Below are 20,467 nucleotides of genomic sequence, written 5' to 3'. Positions count from 1 at the left end.
GCGGACGTCAAGGTTGCCCGGCCGCGAGCATCCGGGCAAATTCCTCTGCCGGCACGGCGCGGCTGAACAGCCAGCCCTGCGCGAGGTCGCACCCGAGGTCGGCCAGCAATGCCAGCTGGCCCCTCGTCTCCACCCCTTCCGCGACGACGGACAGCCGCAGGCCGTGGGCCATCGCGATGACGGCGCGCGCGATCGCGAGGTCGTCCGGATCCGTCTCCAGGTCGCTCACGAACGAACGGTCCAGTTTGAGGCGGTCGACCGGGAAGCGCTTCAGGTAGTTCAGGTTCGAATAGCCGGTGCCGAAATCGTCGATGGCAAGCCGGATTCCCATCGCCTTCAGTTGCGCCAGCAGCGCGACGCTCTTGTTCGCGTCGGCCATCGACGCGCTTTCCGTCAGCTCCAGTTCCAGCAGGCCGGGTTCGAGGCCGCAGTCGTCCAGCACGCGGCGCACGGTGTCGATGATCCCCTCCGTGAACTGGTGCGCCGACAGGTTCACGGCCACCGGCACGACGGGCAGGCCCGCGCGGCGCCAGCGCTCCAGCTGGCAGCAGGCCTGGTGCAGTACCCATTCCCCGATCTCGACGATCAGCCCCGTCTCCTCGGCCAGCGGGATGAATTCGTTCGGCGGCACGAAGCCGCGTTCCGGATGGCGCCAGCGCAGCAGCGCCTCGGCGCTCACGATGGCACTGCCGTCGATGCCGTACTGCGGCTGATAATGGAGCTCGAGCTCGTGGCATTCGAGCGCGCGGCGCAGCGCGTTTTCCAGCTTGAAGCGGTCGTTCGCGTCGCGGTTCAGTTCAGGCCTGTAGAAGGCGTAACGCTGGCCCGTGCCGTCCGCGGCCTGGCGCAGCGCCGTCTCCGCGCCCCGGGCCAGCGTATCGTACGCGATGCCGTCGTTCGGATAGATCGCGATGCCGATGCTTGGGTCGAGGTGGAATTCGTCGTGCTGGTACGTGTAGGGCGCGCCCAGCGATGCCAGCACGCGGCGCGCGCACGTCGCGAGTTCGTCCGCGTCCGCGCGCAGCAGGGCCAGCGCGAACGTGCCTTCCGAGAAGCTGGCGACGACGTCCTGGCTGCCCGCCTCGCGCAGGCGCGCCGCCGCTTCCTGCAGCAGGGCCTGCTCGGCGCCCAGGCCCAGTGCTTCGCGGATCAACGCCATGCGGCCCAAGCGCACCAGCATGAAGCCGAGTACGCGGCCTCCGCCGTTCGCCTGCGCCTTCATCCGGCGCAGGCGTTCGCGCAGGAGGTCGCGGTTCGGCAGGCCCGTGACGGCGTCGTAGTTACTGGCGTAGTGCAGGCGCTGCTCGGCGCCGCGCAATTCGGTCACGTCGATGCCGGTGCCGAGGACGAACTCGACGCTGTCGTCCTCGCGCCGCAACAGCGTGTGCGTCCAGACGATGTTGCGCGTGCGCCCGTCCGGCGTCAGCCACTCGCCCTGCAGCCGCTGCGGCCGCGGATCGCTCGGCAGGCCCGCGAACATGTGCCGGACGGCGTCCGGGTCGGTCGCGCTGCGCATGACGTCCCAGCAGCGCCGGCCCATGGCCTGCGCGGCGCGCCAGCCCAGCGATTCCTCGCAGGCCCGGTTGAATGTCACGATGCGGCCTTCCGGATCCGTCATCAGCACGAGCGTGCCGGCCGTCTCGACGACGGCCGACAGCCGGTTGCGTTCCGAGCGCAGCGCGTTCGTCCGCTCGACGACGAGCGCCTCGGCCCGCGTGTACAGGCGCGCGCGTTCGAGCGCGAGGGCGACCTGCTGCGCCACGCCGGCCAGCAGTTCGCGGTCTTCGGCGCTGAACGCGTCGTGCCGGGCGCGCGCGTGCAACCGGCCCAGTTGGCGTGTCCCCGCGAGCAGCGGCAGGCAGACCTGCGCCGGATCGTCCGCCGCGCCGCCGTTCGCGCACGTGCAGGCGCTCGGCACGGGCCCCTCGCCGCGCTGCGCGAGCACGCGTACGCCACCGTCTGGCGCGCCGGTGCTGATGGCGGCGCCGGCGAGCGCCGGCAGCCTGCTCAGGTGGTCGAGGGCGGCGCGTGCCACGTCGGTCTCGCCCGCCGCCTCGTTCAGCGCGCCCGCGATCCGTCCCAGCAGCGCGAGCGAATCGACCATGCGCGCGAGGTCCGTGTTCAGGCGCTGGGTGTCCTCGTGGGTTGCGACGAGCAGTTCGTAGATGCGGCGGCGTTCGTCCGCCATGACTTCCAGCGGCCGCGCCGGGTCGCCCGCGTCGCGGCCCTGCAGGATGCGGCGCACGCGTTCGCGCAGCTGGTCGGCATCGTAGGGCTTGCGCAGGAAGCCGTCGGCGCCCGCTTCCAGGCTGCGCACGATGTCCTGCAGGGTGGTCAGGCGCGTCAGCAGCAGCACGGGCACGGCGGCCAGGTGCGGATCGTCCTTCAAGGCGCGGCACAGCGCATAGCCGTCCATGCAGGGCATGGCGATGTCGCTGACGACCAGGTCGGGCGCGAGCTCGCGGGCCATGCGCAGGGCGGCCTCGCCGTCCGCGGCCACGCGCACGCGCGCCGGGCAATCCGGATCCTGCGCCAGCACCCGGGCCAGGTGTTCGGCCTGCGTCGGGCTGTCCTCGGCCACGAGGATCTCGTAGCACAGCCCGGCCTTCTCTCTCTTGTGCGTTGTTGTCATCTTGTTCGCGCCGCCCTCATGAGCGGTCGTGCTGTCATCTCAAAGCAGTCGGTGGCCGGTGCAGCGCACACCCCGGCCGTCAGAACTTGCATTGATATTAGCTAAGATGGCTAACCATTAACATTCGTAGTGGGTCTGACCATGTGGACGACCGTCCTTACGAATAGAACGTTTTGGAACCGATTTATCGGTAACCGGGCGCGTCCTCCTCTGGCGCGTCACAATTTGGGGTAGGAAAACGCGTAGGAGCTGTCACGAATATTATGACAATCGCTCCGACACATTGTTGCCTAGTGGCAACGCAAAATCAGCCCGCCAGGCCATGCTGGAGCGCGTAGCGGATCAGGGCCGCGTTTGTCGACATGCCCATCTTGCGGAAAATGCGGGTGCGGTAGGTGTTGACGGAACTGATGCTGATGCCAAGCTCGGCCGCCACCTGCTTGATCTGCAGGCCGGAACCGATCAGCGCGACGATCTCCGACTCGCGCGGCGTCAGGCTGTGATGCGGCGGACGCCCGCCCGGGCGCGCCTCGAGCGCAAGCAGTTCCCCGACCCGCGGCCCCAGCCACGTAACGCCGGTGGCCGCGCGGCGCACGGCTTCCACCAGTTCGGCGGACGCCATCGCCTTCGAGACGTAGCCGAGCGCACCCGCGCGCAGCGAGGCGAGCGCGAACTTTTCCTCCGCGTGCATGCTGAGGATCACGACCCGCAGGTCGGGAAAATGGCGCCGCAGTTCGGCAAGGCCTTCCAGCCCGTCGTAATCGGGCAGTGTCAAGTCCAGGATCACGACGTCGGGGTGAACCTGGGCGATGAGGGCGATCGCTTGCTTCAAGTCTGCGGCTTCGCCGACGATTTTTAGGTCGGCGCAGGGCCGTACGATCTTCTTGATCCCCTCACGGATCAACTCATGATCGTCGGCGATGACTAGCCTGATCAATATGCGTCCTTAATACATGCATGCCGGTATGTCGGCGAAGCAAGCATTCTAGGCAACGTCCACGCACAATTGCAAACACAATCTTTGATTAGTTAACAATTGCACCAGATTTTGAAGCATTTCTCTAGGTAAATATGTAAATTTTCCGTGCGAAAGTATTTCGCGCGGCGCTTTGGGCTACAATGTCGCCTCCGCCGGCAGGCTCGGCTTGCCGCAGATGATCCGTGAACGACAGGCTGCGCATCGCTCCCGATGGCGACGGAAGGCAGCCGACCTCGATGCCTATGAAATCTCTGATGCTTTGCGCGCTGGCACTGACCGGCGCGGGGGCGGCGATGGCCGCTCCGGACGACCTCGACAGCAGCGTGCCGTCGTCCAGTTACTTCACGCAGGCGCCCTCGATGGCGATACCGGAAGGCAGCAACTGGTACACGTCGGCCGAGCTGGGCGCGATCACGACCTCGGGCAATACCGAGGGTACGTCCGTGACCGGCAAGGTCGACGCACGCCACGAAATGGCCAACTGGAGCAACGAGTACATCGTCAGCGGCTATTTCAAGGAAGACGTCACGCACAACGGCGACGGCACCACGACGCGCACCCGTTCGGCGGAGCGTTACCAGGTGTCGGCGAAAGCGGCGTTCAAGCTGCTGGAAGACGGCAACCGCGCCTTCCTGCTCGGCTCCCACGTGAACGACAAGTTCGGCGCCTACACGCGCTATTCGTCGGTCGGCGTCGGCTACGGTACCCAGTTGCTCAAGCGCGACAACGAAACCGTCGACGTCGAGGTGGGCCCGGGTTATTTCCACGGCGAGAATGCGGCCGGCGGCGTCGAGTCCGGCATGACCGTCCGCGGCGCGGCCCAGTTGCGCTGGCGCGTGAGCCCGTCGGCGGCGTTTTCGCAAAGCGTCAGCGTGGAACGGGGCACGTCGAACATGCACTCGATCGCCGAGACGGCGCTCTCGACCAAGATCAACGGCACGATGCAGATGAAGGCCGCGTTCAGCGCGCGCAATGACACGAACGTGCCGGACAACAAGAAGAACACGGATACGCAGACGTCGCTGACGCTCGTGTATTCGTTCTGACTCCCAAAAGAAAAGGCTGTGTTCGCGTTACTTCAGTGACCCGCCGACCTGATCGAGCTGGACCGCAGCGCATAAAAGGTGGGCAGGCGTCGTCAGCCGACGCGCATCCAATAAGCGCTGCCATCCCGAATAATTGATCAGGTAGCGGCTGGCGACGCCTCGGAACCGCACGAGCCAGCTTTTGAAACGGCTGTGCCAGCTGTTGACGTTCTGGATATGGATCGCGCCCCGGGCCCGTTCCCCCGCCTGCACATTGACGGTCTCATGCGTGATGCCAGCCTGTGCGGCGAAGCGGCGATACGACACGGCGCCGTCACTGATCAACAACACATCGGTGGGCAGCACGGGCTTGAGGCATTGATGTAATTGCTCCACCGTCACCTGGCCCCGCCCCGTATGGAAATCGAGGGTCTGTCCACTACGGTCCCGCGCGACGAGCAGGCAATCGTGCTCCCGATGGATGCCGCGCCGCTTCGCCACACCGCCGCGCTTCCTCGGCCGCCGCGTCAGGCTGCGCGAACCCTTCTGTGATTCCAGGCGATACGTCTCGTCTGCTTCGACGATGGCCGACAGCGTCGTTGGCCGGTCGCGCATCGCGCCGGGCACGAACCGGTGGCGCCATCGAAAACTGGTAGTGCGATGCACGCAAACGACCTGGGCCGCATCGCGAACCGTGCGCGATTCGAGTACGCATTGCAGATAGGGCAACCAACACTCTTTCTTACGCAACCTTGCCAGTGGTGTCCGCGTCAATGCATTATGGCTGCGCCCGCAGTGGAGGCAGCGGAAGCGCTGCAGTCCGCTCGCCTGGCCGCAGCGGTGTTTGCGGGCGCAGCCGCAGTGCGGACACGGCCGTCCTGCCACCGCCTGCTCGATGAGGGCAATGCATTTGGCCGGATGCGCGATGCTGGCGAGCCATTCCCGTAGCCGGGCCAGGTCACCTGCCGACAAAGCGACCGCCGAGAGCATGGCGAACAACTCGTCGAACGTCAGGCTGCGCATCGTCACTCCTCATGAGTTAACTCGACGATACGTGAGACCTCTACAACGGGTTTCAGTTCACATAACTAGCGCGAACACAGCCAAAGAAAACGGCCGGCAGTGCCGGCCGTCGTTCGACTCAATTCTCCGCTTACTTCGCCAGGATACGGCCGCTCAGCTGGATCGTCCCCTGCCCCGTCGTCATATCCTCGCCGCCCGTGATGTCGCCGCCGCCCGTCGCCTTGTAGTAGCGGCCGGTGCCGCCCGTGATCTGGAACGTGGCGTTGCTGAAGATGAATTTGGTGCCCTCGCCCGTCGGCACGAACTGGCCGCTGTAGTTAGCGTAGATCAGTTCGCCGGTCAGCGTGGTGATCAGGAATTTGCCTTCGCTGAAGGTGAACGAGGTGCCGTTCGGCGTGATGCAGTCGGTGGCCAGGAAGGTGACCTTGTTGCCGACCAGGCTGCTGGTGCCGAAACCGAGGATGGTGCCGCCGAAGTTCGAGGCGCAGCGGGCGGACGGGCCCGGGATCTCCTGCAGTACGCCGGACACCTTGAAGTCCTTGTACGTGGCCGGATCGGCGGAAGCGCAGAACGCGGCAGACATCAGGACGGCACCGGTGGCGAAACGCAGGACAGACTTGAACATGAAGTTCTCCAAATAAATTGTTGAAACCGAATTTTAGCGATTTGCTATCGTTTCGGGTGCGCGGTTGTGTATTTTATTGTAACTACGTTGCTGAAAACAACACTTTTCGTGTCACTGATTCAACAAAGTTTGCCCTGGGAACGTGTCGCCACGTAACGCGGCAGCGTGTCGGCGAGATGCAGCCAGCGCACTTGCTGGGACGCAAAGGTATGGTCGGCCGGGGCGACCGCCTCCGGATCGTCCAGGCTGCAGATCGTGACGTCGATCTCATCGGGGGCGCCGGCGCCGTGCCAGGTCAGCTGCGTGCCGCACTGGCCGCAGAACAGGCGCTCGACGCCGGGGCTGGAGGGGTTGCGGGCCGGGCTGCCGCGGGTCCAGCGCAGCGCGTCGCGGCGCACGCTGAACCACGCGAGGGCGGGCGCGCCGCTCGCGCGGCGGCAATCGACGCAGTGGCACAACGTGGCGTTGAAAGGTTCCCCCGCCGCCTCGTAGCGCACCGCGCCGCACATGCATCCGCCCTGTAAGCCCATCGCCCTCCCTCCGTCGTCGGTGTCAGCGCGCCGTGGCAGCCGTGCTCTGCGGTGCCGGCGCCGCCAGCAGCAACGCGACGAGGCTGATGAGGGAGGCTGCGCTCAAATACCAGCCCACGGTCTGCAGGCCGTAGTTCGTCGCGAGCCATGTTGCCACATACGGCGCGAGCGAGGCGCCCAGGATGCCGGCCAGGTTGAACGTCAGCGATGCGCCCGTGTAGCGGACCTCGGCCGGGAACATTTCCGACAGCAAGGTGCCCAGCGGGCCATACGTCAGGCCGATCAGGCACTGGCCCAGCACGAGGAACAGCGCGACGAGCGTCAGCTGGCCGGACCCGAACAGCGGGCCGAACAGCAGGCCGAACAACGCGAGACCGACGGACACGAGGATCATCGCCGCGCGGCGGCCGTGACGGTCGGCCAGTACGGCCGCGATGGGGATCGTGAGGCCGAAGAAGACGATGGCGCCCAGCTGCAGCAGCAGGAAGGTCTGGCGCGAATAGCCCAGTGCCGACGTGCCCCAGCTCAGCGCGAACACGGTCATCAGGTAGAACACGACGAACGTGGCCAGCGCGGCGAGCGTGCCCAGCACGAGGGCGCGCGTATGATTCGCGAACACGGCCGCGACGGGCAGTTTCACGCGCTCGTTGCGGTCGAGCACAGCCTGGAAATCCGGCGTTTCCGTGATCTTCAGGCGCACGTACAGGCCGACGAGCACGAGCAGCGCGCTCGCGAGGAACGGGATCCGCCAGCCGTAGCGCAGGAAATCGGCATCGGACAAGGTCTGCGACAGCAGCAGGAACACGCCGCTCGACAGGAAGAAGCCGATCGGCGCGCCCAGTTGCGGGAACATGCCGTACCACGCGCGCTTGCCCGGTGGCGCGTTCTCCGTCGCCAGCAGCACGGCGCCGCCCCACTCCCCGCCCAGGCCGAGGCCCTGGCCGAAGCGGCACAGCGCCAGCAGCAGCGGCGCCAGCGTGCCGATGGTGGCATAGGTGGGCAGCAGGCCGATGAAGACGGTGGACAGGCCCATGGTCAGCAGCGCGGCCACGAGCGTGGCCTTGCGGCCGACGCGGTCGCCGAAGTGGCCGAACACGGCCGAGCCGACGGGGCGCGCAAAGAAAGCGATGGCGAACGTGGCCAGCGACTGGAGCGTGGCCGCCGCCGCGTCCCCGGCCGGGAAGAACAGCTTCGGGAACACGAGCACGGCGGCCGTGGCGTAGATATAGAAGTCGAAGAACTCGATGGTGGTGCCGATCAGGCTGGCGAACAGGACGGTCGCCGGGCGGTTCCTTGGGGTATGCGTTGCGGATCCGGTCATGCGGCACCGGCCTGCGACAACGCGTCGGCGAGCTCGCTGCTCGCGACCGGGCGCACGACGCGCGCGACTTCCTGGCCGTCCTTGAGCACGACGACGGTCGGCCACAGTTTCACCTTGAACGAACGGCCCAGCTTGCGTCCGGGGCCATCCTCGACCTTGATGTGCTGGACGCCCGGATACGGTGCCAGCGCGTCGTCGATGTGGCTGGCCGCCGCCTGGCAATAGCCGCACCAGTTCGTGCCGAAGTCGAGGGCGACCACGCCCGGCAGCGCGTCGATGGCGCTGCGCTCGGGCTGCGCCGTGTCATAGGGTTTGCTCATGCATGTCTCCATGTTGTCGATCACGCTAGCCTACAACAAAACATGCCATGGGAGTAAGTGCGGGCCGCTTTTAAGGCGGCCACAACGTGAAACACCGAACGGAATATGGCCGGGACCGGTGGCATCCTGCACTTATATCGATCAAGGAGGCTCATCATGTCCGATAACCTGCAAAACCGCGGCCAGCAGGACCGCTCGCGCATCAACCTGCACGAAAAATGGGAAGTCCAGTACTGGACCAAGGAACTGGGCGTGACCGAGGAAGAGCTGGCGAAGGCCGTCAAGGAAGCCGGCAGCAGCAGCGCCGAGGCCGTGCGCCAGCACCTGCGCGGCACCCGCCACTGATCCTGCAGGTGCCCTGCCTGACGCCCGCCCGGCCCCGCCGGCCGGGCGCTACCCCTTCGCGCGTGCTCCCGTGCAACCCGCCTTTTCGAAAGGAGCCCGATGACTATCCGCGGCTATTTCTCCAATCTCGACATCAGCTGGACCAACGCGGCCGTGGCACTCACCGCTGCAGTCCTCAGCTTCATCGCCATCCACGGCGCCGTGCACCTGTTCCGCCGCCGTCTCGACCAGCTCGACGACGAGCGTGCCCATAAACCCATGGTCGAGGTGCTGCGCCACACGCTCGCGCGCACGAGCAACCTCGCCATCCTCGCGACCTCGATCCTGATCGGCGTGTCGCTGCTCGACCTGCCGCCGCCGTGGGACCAGCGTATCGGCCACCTGTGGTTCATCACGCTCGGCGCGCAACTGGCCCTGTACCTGCACCACGCCATCGCCGTCACGGCGCGGCGCTATTTCCGCGTGCATGGCAAGGGCCTGGAAAACGAACAGGTCACCGTCGCGCATACCCTGATGATCTGGGCGCTGCAGTGGAGCGTGTGGACCGTGTTCCTGCTGGCGATGCTGGCCAATCTCGGCATCAACGTGACGACGTTCGTCGCGAGCCTGGGCATCGGCGGCGTGGCCGTCGCGCTGGCCGTGCAGAACATCCTCGGCGACCTGTTCGCATCGCTGTCGATCGCGACCGACAAGCCGTTCGAGGTGGGCGACGCGATCTCGGTGCCGGAATTCTCGGGCACGATCGAGCACGTGGGCCTCAAGACGACCCGCATCCGCGCGCTGTCGGGCGAGCAGATCGTCATCGCCAACGCGGAGCTGCTGCGCAAGGTCGTGCACAACTTCAAGCGCCAGAACACGCGCCGCGTGCAGTACACCCTGCGCATCAATCCGGCCACGCCGCACGAACTGGCGGCGCAGCTGCCGGAGCGCGTGGCCGCCATCATCGCGGCCAGGGACAAGGTGAAACTCGACCACGTCAACCTGACGACGATGGACCAGAACTACCTGGAATACGACATCGTCTACAACCTGACGGACGCCAATTACGGCCTGTACCTGCAGACGCAGCAGGCCGTGCTGCTGGAGACGATGCAGCTGCTGCGCGACCTGGGCATCTCGACGGCGCCGCGCGCGCAGGAGCTGCTGGTGCAGCAACCGGCCGCCAACGACGGGGGCGGCGCCCGCCGTCCCGACGGCCGCGCGACGCCCCAGGCACGACCCATGCATTGATTGCCGGAACCGGACGCCGCGTCCCGGCGTCCGGCCCTATCATCCGAGCCTCCAACGTTCGATCAGGAGGTCACGATGCAGCAACATCAACCCGCGCAACAACAGACCCCGCCGGGCCACGAGTCGCAGCTGACGCCGAAGGCCGACCACGGCGAGACGAGTTATGTGGGCCACGGCCGGCTCAAGGACAAGGCCACCGTCATCATGGGCGGCGACAGCGGCATCGGCCGCGCCGTCGCCCTCGCCTTCGCGCGCGAAGGGGCGGACGTGCTGATTTCCTATCTCAATGAAGACGACGATGCGCGCGAGACGGAACGCCTCGTGCGCGAAGCGGGCCGCAAGGCCGTGCTGGTCCCCGGCGACATCGCGGATCCCGCCCACTGCCGCGCCATCGTCGACCGGGCCGTGCAGGAATTCGGCCGCATCGACGTGCTGGTGAATAACGCGGCGTTCCAGATGACGCGCCAGTCGCTGGAAGAGATTCCGGACGAGGAATGGGACCGCACGTTCGCCGTCAACATCACGGCCATGTTCCACCTCTGCAAGGCAGCGGTGAAGCACATGAAGCCGGGATCGTCGATCATCAACACGACGTCGATCAACTCGGACAATCCGAAGCCGACGCTGCTGCCGTATGCGACGACGAAGGGCGCCATCGCCAACTTCACGGCCGGCCTCGCGCAACTGCTGGCCGAAAAAGGCATCCGGGTCAACTCCGTCGCGCCGGGGCCGATCTGGACACCCCTGATCCCGTCGACGATGCCGCCCGACCAGGTGGAGAGCTTCGGCCAGCAGGTGCCGATGAAGCGGCCCGGCCAGCCGGTGGAAGTCGCGCCGGTGTACGTGATGCTGGCGTCCGACGAGGCCAGCTACATTTCCGGGGCGCGGATTCCCGTGACCGGCGGCACGCCGATCCTGTAATCGGCGCATCTCGCGTGGGCACGGGGTGCCCACCCTACGATCACGCGTCGTTGGGAGGCGGCGGCAGCATGATGCCTTCCGACGGCTGGTCGGACTGCGGCGGCGCCGGCGGTTCGTTGTCGGGCGGCTGCGGGGTGTCGGCCGGCGGGCCGCCTTCCTGCTGCATGTCGCCGCCCTCTTCCATGTCTTCCTCGGGCGGCGGTTCTTCGTGACGCGTCGCGGGTTCGGGTTTGCGCCCGCCCGGGAACAGCGCGTCGGCGCTGACCTTGCCGCTGTCGAGCGCGGACTTGAAGAAGTCGCCGACGAGCAGGATGGCGCTGTGGCCGCCCTGCCCCCAGTAATTCGAACGCATGGTGACGCGATTGTCGTTGAAGCCCACCCACGCGCCCGCGACGAGGTTCGGATGCATCATGATGAACCAGCCGTCCGCGTTGTTCTGCGTGGTGCCGGTCTTGCCCGCCACGTCGGCCGTGATGCCGAAGCGGTAGCGGATGCCCGTGCCCGTGCCGCGGTTGATCACGCCGCGCATCATGTCGATCAGGGTGACGGCCGACTCCTGCGACAGCACGCGCTGCGGCGTCTGCGAGGCAAAATCGGCGATCACCTGGCCGTTGCGGTCCGTGATGCGGCGCACGAACACCGGCTTGCGGTATTCGCCCTGCGCGGCGATCGTCGAATACGCGTTGACCATCTCCAGCAGGGTGACGGGGCTGGAGCCGAGCGCGATCGACGGCACGGGCGCCAGCTTGCTCGTGCGGACGCCCAGGTCCTGCGCCAGCTTGACGACCGGGGCCACGCCGATGTCGCGCACGACCTGCGCCGTGATCGTGTTCTTCGAAAAGACGAGGCCATCGCGCATGGTCAGCTGGCGGCCCGTCGTGCCGCTGTTGTCCGTCGGGCGCCAGACGGTGCCGTCGTTGAAGCGGATCGTCGTCACGGCGTCCAGGTAGGCATGGTCCGGTGCGAGGCCCTTTTCCAGCGCGGCGGCGTACACGATCGGCTTGAACGTGGAGCCGGGCTGGCGCGCGGCCTGGGCCACATGGTCGTACTGCTCCTTCTCGAAGTCGCGGCTGCCGACCCACGCCTTGATCTCGCCCGTCGCCGGGTCCATCGCCAGGAAGCCCGCCTCCAGGCGCGATTTCGATGCCTTCAGCTGGCGCATGAAGTTGCGGTCCGCCTTCAGTTTCTTCAGGACCGCGACGGGATTGTCGCCGCCGTCGACGGCCTTGCGGTAGTCGGACGACTCGCGGATGAACGTCTCCAGCAGCTCGCCATGCGACTGCCAGTAGTATTCGAACGGATTCACGCCGTCGCGCATGTCGACATAGGTCTGTGTCGACGTCGCGTTGATCGGCCAGGAATGGGCCCAGTCGACGTCCGCGATGGCCTGCAGCGCACTGGCCTGGCGCTCGACGGCGCGCTGCGCGGCCTGCTGCAGGTCGTAGTCGAGCGTCGTCTGCACGACGAGGCCGTCCTGCTGCAGGTCGGCGTCGTTCTTGTTCGCCCAGTCCAGGAGCCAGCGCCGCACGTAGGCGGTGAAATGGTCGTCCTTGCCGGTGCGTTCCGCCATGCGTGCGAAATGCAGGCGCAGCGGCCGCTTGATCAGCTGACGGTACTTGGCCTCGTCGAACGCGCCCGCCTTCAGCATCTGCCCCAGCACGACGTTGCGGCGCGCGAGCGAACGCTCGGGATTCGTCACGGGGTTGTAGTAGGCGGTGCCCTTCAGCATGCCGACCAGGGTGGCCGCTTCCGTCTCGTTCAGCTGCGCCGCCGTCTTGTTGAAGTACGTGTGCGCCGCCGCCTCGATGCCGTAGGTGTTGTACAGGAACGGGACGGTGTTCAGGTAGGCTTCGAGGATCTCCGTCTTGCTGTACGTGTTCTCGATCTTGAAGGCGGTGATGAGTTCCTTCAGCTTGCGGTTGATGTTGCGCGCGCGGCCGATCTCGTCGCGGAACAGGTTGCGCGCGAGCTGCTGGGTTATCGTCGAGCCGCCCTGCGCATCGCCCTTCAGGTTGGCGACGAAGGCGCCGGCGATGCGGGTGAAGTCGACGCCGTGGTGGTCGTAGAAGCGGTGGTCTTCCGTCGCGACGAGGGCGTTGACGACGTTCGGCGACACCGCCGACAGCGGCACCTTCATCTGGATGCCCTGCTCGAAGCTGGCCAGCTGGCGGCCGTCGGCCGAGACCACGACCGTGGGCTGCGCGACGCGCGCCTGCTTGACGTCCTCGATGCCGGGCGTGAGCGGGAACAGCAGCGCGATCCAGACGGCGAACAGGGTCGCCAGCAACAGCGCGAGCCCGGCGGCGATGTACAGCCAGCGCACATGCGGCGGCTTGGTCATCAGGTGCCCGTGCGCCCGTGCATAGGCTTCCCTGGCGCGGGCTCCGGCGCGGTCGATCATCCTGCGTTCGCGTCCGTCCCAGTCCTTGCCGTCGTTATGGTCATCCACTCTCGTTTCTTCCTGTCAGCTAGCTTGTCAATGGCGCCACAAGTATAGCCGACGGCCCGCTGACTTTCGGTTAGCGCACGCTCATACCGTCCCCGTTGTGGGGGATCATGTGCCGGCCCATGCGCAGCAGGCGCTCGACCTCGGCGCCGGACGACGCCTGTGCATACACGTGGCCCTGTACCTCGTCGCAGCCGCGCCGGCGCAGGTACTCGAGCTGGGCCTCCGTCTCCACGCCCTCGGCGATCACGCGCATGCGCAGCCCGCGCGCGAGCTCGATGATGGCGGCGACCATCGCCGCGTCGTCCTCGCTGAACGGAATGTCGCGCACGAAGCTGCGGTCGATCTTGAGCACGTCGACGGGAAAGCGGCGCAGGTACGACAGGCTCGAATAACCGGTGCCGAAATCGTCGATCGACAATTGCACGCCCATCTGCTTCAGTTCGCGCATCGTGCGGATCGCGCTTTCCACGTCGCCCATCACGAGGCTTTCCGTGATCTCCACTTCGAGGCAGCCGGCGGACAGGCCCGTCTCGTCCAGCACGCGGGCGATCTCGCGCACGAGGTTCGGCTCCGCGAACTGGCGCGCCGACAGGTTCACGGCGATCCGCAAGTGACCGAGGCCGGCGTGCTGCCACGCGCGGCTCTGGCGGCACGCCGTGCGCAGCACCCAGGCGCCGATGGGAACGATGAGGCCCGTCTCCTCGGCCAGGTTGATGAAACGGTCGGGCCGTACCATGCCCAGGCTCGGATGACGCCAGCGGATCAGCGCCTCCAGCCCGACGACGGCGCCCGTCTCCAGGTCGACCTGGGGCTGGTAGTACAGCTCGAACTCGTCGTGCACGAGCGCGCTGCGCAGCGCGCCTTCCAGCGCGAGGCGTTCGCGGGCGCGGGCATTCATCGTCGGCATGTAGAACTGCACCATGTTGCGGCCCAGTTCCTTGGACCGGTACATGGCCACTTCCGCGTGCTGGATCAGCGTGGCCGCGTCGTCGCCGTCGGCAGGGAACGCGGCGAGGCCGGCGCTGCCCGTGAGGACGAGTTCCTGCCCCAGCAGCTCGAGCGGATGGGCGAGCGCCTGCAGTACGGCGCGCACGGTGGCCGCCGCCTCTGACTCGCTCTCGCGGCCCGGCAGCACGAGCACGAATTCGTCGCCGCCGGTGCGGGCCACGGTGTCGCTGCGCTCGACGGCCGCGCTGATGCGCTGCGCGGCTGCCTTCAGCAGCTCGTCGCCGGCGTCGTGGCCCAGGGTGTCGTTGACGAACTTGAAGTGGTCGAGGTCGAGCGCCGCCACCCACACGGTGCCGCGTCCGGCCGCGAGGTTGATCGCGTTGTCGATGCGGTCGTGCAGCAGCGCGCGGTTGGCGAGGCCCGTCAGCGTGTCGAAGCGGGCGCGCGCCTCCAGCTCCGCCTCGTAGCGCTTGGCCATCGTCACGTCGTACTGCGCCAGCACGAAATGCGTCGTGACGCCATCCTCGTTGTTGACGGGCGCGATATACACTTCGGCATACATGTCCTCGCGGTCGCGCCGGCGCAGAAGCATCGACACGTGGGCCTCGCGCCGCTCGCGGATCGCGGCGCGCAGTTCGGCCACGCCGGCCTGGTCGGGTTCGCGGTTGCCCATGTCGAGCAGGCCGCGGCCGATCACTTCGGACGCGGTGACGCCGCGCATGCGCTCGAACGCCGGGTTCACGTATTCGATGGGGTAGCCGGGCCGCGTCGCGCTGACGAGGAGGATGGCGTTGGCGCTCGCGTCGATGGCGCGCCGGTACAGGCGCAGCGCGTCGAGGGCGTCGTGCAGGTCGGCCGTGCGGCTTTCGACGAGCGCCTCGATGCGGCGCGTGCGCTTGACGCGGCTCTGCACGTAGCCGGACGTGGCCAGGCTCCCGACGCCGCCGAGGACCAGCGCGATGAGCGCGCCGGCGCCGCCCGCCATTTCGCTGGAGCGCCCGGTGACGCGCAACTCCCACGGCATGCCGGCCACCTCGAACGTGTGGCGGTTCGTGAACACCGTGTCGCCGAGCCACGCGTGCCAGGCGGGGCGGTTCGTGCGGTCCAGGGCGTCATGCAGGTACGCGCGCTGCGGGCCGTCCAGGCCCGGGCCGTACAGCTCGATCTTCAACCCGTTGCGCACCAACATGTTCGATTTGGCGAGCGTCGTGCCGACCAGCGTCGCCACGTCGATCACGACGGCGGTGTCGCCCAGCGCCGCGTCGCTGCGCGCGGCCGCGTTGACGAGCGGCGCCCCGCGCCGGTACACGGGCATCATCAGCAGGAAGCCGAGGTGGTCGCCGCGCTGCAGCAACGGCAGCATGAGGCTGGACGCCGGCTGGCCCGTGTCGATGGAACGCATGAACGTGGAACCCTGCTGGGCGAACGAAAACGCGTCGTAGCCCAGCGTGACTTCGTTGCCCGCCAAGGGCTCGATGTAATCGACGACGAGGTAGCGCGGGCGCGGCGCCGCGCGCACGAGCGTGACGCTGTTGTCGTTCACGCGGCGTTCGCGGATCTCGAAGTTGGGCCGGAAGCGCCGGTTCTCCGCCTCGAACGCGGCGCGCTCGTGGCTGGCCACCATGCGGTGGAACACGACGGCCTGCAGGTACGGGTGGCTGGCCAGCAGCGGCCGTGTGAAGGCGCTGAACTCATCGCGGCTGGCGATGCCGACGGACGCAAACAGCGCGTTGGCCGCCTGCAGTACGTCGAGCGCGTCGCCGAAGCTGCGCGTGACGGTAGCGTTGCGGATTTCCGCGCGCTGCAGGAATTCGGAGCGGGCCCGTTCGCGCTCCGAGCCGATCATCCCGACGACCAGCACGGCAGTAAGACCCAGTCCCGCCAGCAGTGTCAGCACCGCGGCAGGAGTCGGGGCCGCGCGCGCGCGCGGCCGAGGCGCACTTTCCGTGTCAGCATGCCCCATCGTAGCAAATTTGCTCACACCGACGCGGCTTGTTTCCGTGCCGCCTCAGTCTGGCGCCTGGGGTTGTTCCCGCGCCACGGCTGGAGGCGGTATGCGCCCCAGTTGCAGCCGCGCGAGGGTCGGATACAGCGGTGGACTGATGAGGCGTGCGACGGCGAACGCGACCAGCGCGCAAGCCATCAGGCTCAGCACCATTGCGTGGCCGTCGACCATTTCCATCACGATGATGAAGGCCGTCAGCGGCGCCTGCGTGGCGGCCGCGAGGAAGCCGACCATGCCCAGCGCGATCAGCGCAGGCACCTGCACGCCATACAAGAGCAGCGCGACGTCGTTGCCGAACGCGGCGCCGATCGCCAGCGACGGTGCGAAGATGCCGGCCGGTACACCGGACCACGCGGTCAGCCACGTCGCCAGGAATTTGAAAGGCGCATAGGCGAACGGCATCGCCGCGCTGCCCTCCACCATCGTGCGCGTGGTGGCGTAGCCGGAGCCGAACGCGGCGCCGCCCGTCGCGATGCCGATCAGCGCGACGCCGAGGCCGCAGGCGCCGGCGAACAGCACGGGCCGGCGCGCGCGCCAGCGGCTGGCGCGGTCGGGACCGCCGCCTGCCAGCGAGGCGATCATCAGGCGCGAGAACAGGCCGCCGGCAAGGCCGGACAGCACGGCGACCAGCAGGCCCGGCAGCAGCAGGTCGAGGCCGATCGCGGGCGCGTGGATGACGCCGAAATAAGCGTCGTTGCCATGTGCGGACACGCCCACGAGGCCGGCCAGCACGATGCCCGCGATGATCAGGCCGCTGGAGCGCTGTTCGGGCGCCCGCGCCAGTTCCTCGATGGCGAACATGACGCCGCCCAGCGGCGTGTTGAACGCGGCCGCGATGCCCGCCGCGCCGCCTGCGACGAGGAGCCCGTGGACGCCGACGGCGCTGCCGGCGGGGATCAGCCGGCGCGCCTGCAGCATGACGCCGGCCGCGATCTGCACGGACGGCCCTTCGCGCCCGAGCGAGAGGCCGCCCAACAGGCCGCCGGCCGTCAGCAGGATCTTGGCGACGGACAGGCGCAGCGACACGAACAGGCCGCGCTCGGCGTCGCCGACGTTCGTGTCGAGCGTGGCCATCACCTGCGGGATCCCGGAGCCGGCCGCGCCGGGCGCGAAACGGCGCGTGCACCAGACGATGAAGGCGGCGCACAGCGGTGTCCACACAAGCGGGCTCCACCAGGCGAGGTCGCGCAGCGCGGCGAAGCGGCCGTAGGCCGCCTCCGCCAGCCAGGTAAAGCCGACGACCGTGAGGCCGGCCGCGGCGGCGAGCAGCACGACGATGGCGCGGACAGTCCACAGGCGCCAGTCGCCCAGTTCGCGGCGCAGGTCAGGTGCCGGATTCATCAATTTCCGGCCTCATTTTCCCGATTATATGGTTGCCTGAATATCATTTTTCGACGACCTGCCAGGTTTTCCGCTATCATTCTTGCATGTCCTCGTCTTCCGAATCCAATGCGGCTATCGAGCCGTCCCTGGCGCCTTCCACGCGCGTGCTGCGCCAGTTCCGCGTCGTCTTCAATTCCGTCAAAACCCATTTCCGCCAGGTCGAGCGGGAAGCGGGCGTCGGCGGCGCCCAGTTATGGGCCCTGTCCGTCATCGACCGCCGTCCCGGCATCGGCGTGACCGAACTGGCGCGCGAGCTGGACATCCACCAGTCCACCGCCAGCAACCTGATCAAGAGTCTCGTGGAACGCCGCCTTGTCGCCACGAGCCGGGAAGGCACGGACCGCCGCAGCGTGTCGCTGCGCATCCAGCCGGCCGGCGCCGACGTCCTGCGCAGCGCACCCCTGCCCTTCGCCGGCGTGCTGCCGGACGCGCTGTCCGCGCTCGATGCGGAGACGCTGGCGCGGCTGGAGCAGGACCTGTCCAAGCTGATCGCCCTGCTCGAGGCGGATGAATCCAGCGCCAACGTCCTCTTGTCGCAGATGTAAAAAAGAAGCCCGCGGCAAGCCACGGGCTCCAAAGATACAAAGGTATCCTCATCGCTGATCGCGGAGGCGGCCTGAAAGCATCCGGCAGCCCCGCTCACAGGTTCATTGTGACATGAATCGTGTATTGTAGGCAATCACATTTGTCGCAATATATCAGGCTTGTGGAACGGCGCAGCGGGAGTGACGGCCTGCCACCGTGCACGTGTTGCGTTGCTTGCCGTCGCGGTCGTGGACGACGACCGTCCACGTGTCCGGCCCGGTTCGCTCCATCGTCATGAAGCCGAAACCGTCGATCCAGGAACTCATCGCCTCGAGCACCGCACCCGGCGCTGGCGACTGCCCGGCGGGCGGAGTCTTCGGCAGCGGCACGATGTCTTCCGCCGTGCCGGCGAACCCCGCGACGAACTGGCTCGGGTGATCGCTGCTGAAACTGGTCTGCTCCCACAGGTGCACATGACCGGACAGCAGCATGTCGACCGTGGATGGCAGCAGGCGCGGATCGAGCGCGCCGAACACCTGCGTGAGGCCGGCATCGCCGCCGAACAGCGTGACCGCGCCCGTCCGCGCATCCTGGCTGGCGCCGAACGCGTACAGCGGATGGTGGTCCACGGCGATGTTGTAGCGCTGGCGCGCGGCCAGGCGTTCGATCTTGCGCCACGTGTCCGTGTAATGCCGGACGCGCATGTCGCCCGGCTTGAACCCTTTCCAGTTCGTGTTCGCGCTGTCGAACACGATCAGCTGCGCGCCTGCGCCCAGCGGCACGGCATACGGGTCCGTGTAATCCGCGCGCTCGTCCGCCGCCGGGTCGTCGCAGTTCGCGGCGGGATCGTAGGCGTGGGCGTCGAGGAAGCGCCACCAGCCCTGGCCGCCCCGGGAGCACGACTCGTGGTTGCCGCGCGCGAGCACCCACGGCGCCGCGGCCAGCAGGGTGCGCGCGGGGGCGAAGAAATCCGCGTTCCACGCGTCCCAGCCGTAGCCGTATGGGCTGCCCGCGCAGCCGGGACGGTCCGCCGGGCACGGGTCTTCGCGATAATGAAAATCGCCGACGTGCACGACGAGGTCCGGCTTCCATGCGGCCGCACTCGCGGCCACGCGCGCGAACGGGTAAGCCTCCGGGTCGTTACAGTCCTGGAATTCCTTGGCCTTCAGGCGGCAGCCCGTGTCGCCGATGACGACGATGCGCTTCGCCTCCGCCGGCGGCAGCGGCAACGCCTGGCCCGCCACGGCGACCTGCTTTGCGCCGCCAGGGAGCGGCGTCTCGCACGACAGCACCGGGTTCGACACGGCGTCCGGGTGAAAGCTCGCGCTGTGGTCCTTGCCGCGCAACGGGATCGCGCCGTACGGGGCACGCACGGCCATGGGCGCCGTGCGGCCGTCGATGGTGATCGCGGGACAGGTGGAGGCGGTCGTGACGGCGCGGGCGACCGGTGCGCCCTCTTCGCCCAGCACGACGAAGGCGGCGGCCGGCGGCGATTCGGACGGCAGGCTCGCGCAGCCTGTCAGGACGGCGGCGACGGCGAGCGGCCGGAGGATAGTGCGGATCATGGATGGTCCGGGGAAAAATTGGCAATCTACCACAGCTTCATCGGGCCGCATAAGCATAGGCGAAATCGTTATTGGCGCGAGAATTTTCTGCCTGTTAATGTTGCGACCCCGCGGCGGCCCTGTCGCCGCCGCCAAGTCGAGAAAGAAGAACATGAGCTGCAAATACACCACCGCCAATCCCGGGCGCGCCGTGCTCGTCCTGAGCCTGATCGCGTCCGCCCTGCCCGTCCAGGCGCAAGAAGCGTCGGGCGTGTCCGCGGATGCCCAGACCGTCGTCGTCACCGGTACCCGTTCGCTGAACCGCCGCACCCTCGATTCCGAATCGCCCGTCGACGTCATCAGCGGCAAGGACCTGCACAGCACCGGCTCCGGCGAGCTGGCCACCGTGCTGGGCCGCCTGCTGCCGTCGATGAACTTCCCCCGCCCGTCCGGCGCCGACGCCAGCGACGCCGTGCGTCCGGCCCAGCTGCGCGGCCTGTCGCCCGACCAGACCCTGGTCCTCGTGAACGGCAAGCGCCGCCACACGTCCGCCGTCGTCAACGTCAACGGCACCCTGGGCCGCGGTTCGGCGCCCGTCGACCTGAACGCGATCCCGCTGGCCGCCATCGACCACATCGAAGTGCTGCGCGACGGCGCCGCCG

At 67.6% G+C, this 20,467-nt stretch carries 16 protein-coding genes and 1 pseudogene; 6 read left to right on the top strand and 11 right to left on the bottom strand.

Translation table 11 applies throughout. The features are described from left to right. Nucleotides 1-7 precede the first annotated feature (7 nt). Nucleotides 8-2,632, bottom strand: coding sequence for a GGDEF/EAL domain-containing response regulator (locus P0M04_RS26075; RefSeq protein WP_259451348.1), 2,625 nt, complete (start codon nt 2,630-2,632; stop codon nt 8-10). A gap of 307 nt (nt 2,633-2,939) precedes the next feature. Continuing rightward, nucleotides 2,940-3,569: a response regulator gene (locus P0M04_RS26070; protein WP_259451349.1), complete on the bottom strand. Its 630-nt coding sequence runs from the start codon at nt 3,567-3,569 to the stop codon at nt 2,940-2,942. Nucleotides 3,570-3,853: 284 nt separating this feature from the next. Between P0M04_RS26070 and P0M04_RS26065 the strand changes: the two genes are divergently transcribed. Further along, nucleotides 3,854-4,657 carry a DUF481 domain-containing protein gene (locus tag P0M04_RS26065; RefSeq protein ID WP_307727282.1) on the top strand — a complete coding sequence of 268 codons (804 nt, stop codon included), beginning with the start codon at nt 3,854-3,856 and terminating at the stop codon, nt 4,655-4,657. 27 nt (nt 4,658-4,684) lie between these two features. Here the strand turns inward: P0M04_RS26065 and P0M04_RS26060 are convergent, their stop codons facing one another. The 5 genes from P0M04_RS26060 to P0M04_RS26040 form a co-directional block, all read right to left on the bottom strand. Next, nucleotides 4,685-5,659: an IS1595 family transposase gene (locus tag P0M04_RS26060; RefSeq protein ID WP_259451351.1), complete on the bottom strand. Its 975-nt coding sequence runs from the start codon at nt 5,657-5,659 to the stop codon at nt 4,685-4,687. A gap of 130 nt (nt 5,660-5,789) precedes the next feature. Next, nucleotides 5,790-6,284, bottom strand: a complete 495-nt coding sequence (locus tag P0M04_RS26055; RefSeq protein WP_259451352.1) for a hypothetical protein — start codon at nt 6,282-6,284, stop codon at nt 5,790-5,792. Nucleotides 6,285-6,403: 119 nt separating this feature from the next. Continuing rightward, nucleotides 6,404-6,814: a GFA family protein gene (locus P0M04_RS26050; RefSeq protein ID WP_259451353.1), complete on the bottom strand. Its 411-nt coding sequence runs from the start codon at nt 6,812-6,814 to the stop codon at nt 6,404-6,406. Nucleotides 6,815-6,836: 22 nt separating this feature from the next. Next, nucleotides 6,837-8,135 carry an MFS transporter gene (locus P0M04_RS26045; protein ID WP_259451354.1) on the bottom strand — a complete coding sequence of 433 codons (1,299 nt, stop codon included), beginning with the start codon at nt 8,133-8,135 and terminating at the stop codon, nt 6,837-6,839. After that, a complete protein-coding gene (locus P0M04_RS26040; protein WP_503827476.1) occupies nt 8,132-8,467 on the bottom strand; it encodes a thioredoxin family protein in 336 nt (111 codons plus the stop codon). The genes P0M04_RS26045 and P0M04_RS26040 overlap by 4 nt, the downstream gene beginning before the upstream one ends. A gap of 144 nt (nt 8,468-8,611) precedes the next feature. Between P0M04_RS26040 and P0M04_RS26035 the strand changes: the two genes are divergently transcribed. The 3 genes from P0M04_RS26035 (at nt 8,612) to P0M04_RS26025 (ending at nt 10,951) form a co-directional block, all read left to right on the top strand. Then, nucleotides 8,612-8,800 (top strand): DUF3606 domain-containing protein, encoded by a 189-nt coding sequence (locus tag P0M04_RS26035; RefSeq protein WP_258850610.1) that lies wholly within the window; start codon nt 8,612-8,614, stop codon nt 8,798-8,800. Nucleotides 8,801-8,899: 99 nt separating this feature from the next. Further along, nucleotides 8,900-10,030, top strand: coding sequence for a mechanosensitive ion channel family protein (locus P0M04_RS26030; RefSeq protein WP_259451356.1), 1,131 nt, complete (start codon nt 8,900-8,902; stop codon nt 10,028-10,030). Nucleotides 10,031-10,105: 75 nt separating this feature from the next. Next, nucleotides 10,106-10,951, top strand: coding sequence for a glucose 1-dehydrogenase (locus P0M04_RS26025; protein ID WP_259451357.1), 846 nt, complete (start codon nt 10,106-10,108; stop codon nt 10,949-10,951). A gap of 40 nt (nt 10,952-10,991) precedes the next feature. Here the strand turns inward: P0M04_RS26025 and P0M04_RS26020 are convergent, their stop codons facing one another. From P0M04_RS26020 to P0M04_RS26010, 3 genes are all read right to left on the bottom strand, one after another. Next, nucleotides 10,992-13,400: a penicillin-binding protein 1A gene (locus tag P0M04_RS26020; protein WP_259451358.1), complete on the bottom strand. Its 2,409-nt coding sequence runs from the start codon at nt 13,398-13,400 to the stop codon at nt 10,992-10,994. A 70-nt stretch (nt 13,401-13,470) separates the two neighbouring features. After that, nucleotides 13,471-16,245 (bottom strand): bifunctional diguanylate cyclase/phosphodiesterase, encoded by a 2,775-nt coding sequence (locus P0M04_RS26015; RefSeq protein ID WP_281042104.1) that lies wholly within the window; start codon nt 16,243-16,245, stop codon nt 13,471-13,473. Between the two features lie 111 nt (nt 16,246-16,356). Further along, complete coding sequence (locus P0M04_RS26010) at nt 16,357-17,694, bottom strand: chloride channel protein (protein WP_259451360.1); 1,338 nt, start codon at nt 17,692-17,694, stop codon at nt 16,357-16,359. 86 nt (nt 17,695-17,780) lie between these two features. Between P0M04_RS26010 and P0M04_RS26005 the strand changes: the two genes are divergently transcribed. Next, nucleotides 17,781-18,281, top strand: coding sequence for a MarR family winged helix-turn-helix transcriptional regulator (locus tag P0M04_RS26005; RefSeq protein WP_259451361.1), 501 nt, complete (start codon nt 17,781-17,783; stop codon nt 18,279-18,281). Between the two features lie 153 nt (nt 18,282-18,434). On the opposite strand, the gene P0M04_RS26000 is transcribed toward P0M04_RS26005, so the two are convergent. After that, entirely contained in the window at nt 18,435-19,826 is a 1,392-nt protein-coding gene (locus P0M04_RS26000) for a metallophosphoesterase family protein (RefSeq protein ID WP_259451362.1), read from the bottom strand. Here P0M04_RS26000 and P0M04_RS25995 point away from each other — a divergent pair. After that, nucleotides 19,825-20,439: pseudogene (locus P0M04_RS25995) on the top strand (TonB-dependent receptor plug domain-containing protein); the annotation flags it as partial. The gene P0M04_RS26000 and the pseudogene P0M04_RS25995 overlap by 2 nt on opposite strands. Nucleotides 20,440-20,467: the final 28 nt, after the last annotated feature.

The organism is Telluria mixta (genome assembly GCF_029223865.1).
GTDB lineage: Bacteria > Pseudomonadota > Gammaproteobacteria > Burkholderiales > Burkholderiaceae_D > Telluria > Telluria mixta.
This window is presented reverse-complemented; position numbering and strand designations above follow the sequence as displayed.